We start from the raw sequence: 1,282 nt of genomic DNA on the forward strand, positions 1-1,282 counted from the left end.
GAGTCTGTCGTTAATGCCATCCAACTTGAATGGATAGAGCAAGCTTTACATGACACATCTAAAGCAAGTATCAGAAGGCGACGCTTGCCAGCACAACAAGCCGTTTGGCTTGTTATTTGGATGGGGCTACAGCGGAACAAATCGATTAAAGAAGTATGTAGCTCTCTTGACCTCGCTCTTCAACCTAAACCTCAAGATRCGTGGTCTCGTGTTGCTCCAAGTGTTCTCACTGATTCTAGACGACGTCTAGATGAGGCTCCTCTCGCTGCCTTGTTCAAAACRGCTACGACAGCTTGGGAAAAGGATGCTCTAGTCAAAGATAATTCTTTAGGGCTTCACATCATGGCGGTGGATGGTACAACTTTTCGTTGTCAGGACTCCGAAGATAATGCGCAAGCATTTGGGTTTATTTCTCAAAAATATAAGCCMTATCCTCAACTACGTATGGTAGGCCTAATGGCCCACCGAAACTCGCTTTATGATAGGGGCTGCTTTTGATGCCTGTCAGGTCGGTGAAGCAACGCTAGCACGCCGATATATTAGGTGATGTGCCAGCAAACTCACTCACATTATTTGACCGTTGCTATTTTTCTGCTGACTTGTTGATTGCATGGAGCAAAGCAGCTTCCAATTGTCATTGGTTAACCCCTGTAAAACGAAAGCTAAGATATGAAGTTGTTGAGCACTTTGCCGACATGCTTATCTCTATGCCAGTCTCACCCCAGGCACAGCGCAGTAACCCAGAGCTCCCCACTCATTGGCAAGCACGCCTCGTCTTGTATAAGGACCCTAAAGGAGAAATCGAAGGGTTTATAACGTCACTCGTTGACCCTGAGAAATACCCGTTGGAACATCTATTGTCAGTCTATTGGCAGCGCTGGGAAATTGAAGAGGGTTATGGCGAGATAAAGCAAACTCAACTACAAAGCGAAGTCACATTGAGAAGCCGCTTTGCGGCTGGAGTTAGACAAGAACTTTGGGGAGTTTTACTGGCGTACAATTTGGTTCGMTTAGAAATGATTCATATTGCTAAGGATGCCAATGTAAGCCCGACTCGCGTTAGCTTTATAGCAGCAATAAACTTGATTGATTCCCAGCTACGTTGGCTAGCACTTAGCCCTGATGGGAATCTACCAATCAAGCTCAAGCAAATGCGAGAAAGCGTCAGCCATTTCATTTTACCAGACAAAAGAAAGGACCGAACGTTTCCACGTTCAGTCCTCTTTGTTCCGGCCAAATATCCGTTTAGGTATAAGCGTTAGCGCTTATCCGAATGGCATTA

At 45.5% G+C, this 1,282-nt stretch carries 1 pseudogene; it reads left to right on the plus strand.

Features of this window, described 5'->3' with window-relative positions:
- A pseudogene (locus ELS82_RS25655) lies at nucleotides 1-1,262 on the plus strand (IS4 family transposase); the annotation flags it as partial.
- Nucleotides 1,263-1,282: the final 20 nt, after the last annotated feature.

It is taken from the genome of Vibrio ouci (assembly GCF_004551525.1).
Classification (GTDB): Bacteria; Pseudomonadota; Gammaproteobacteria; order Enterobacterales; family Vibrionaceae; genus Vibrio; species Vibrio ouci.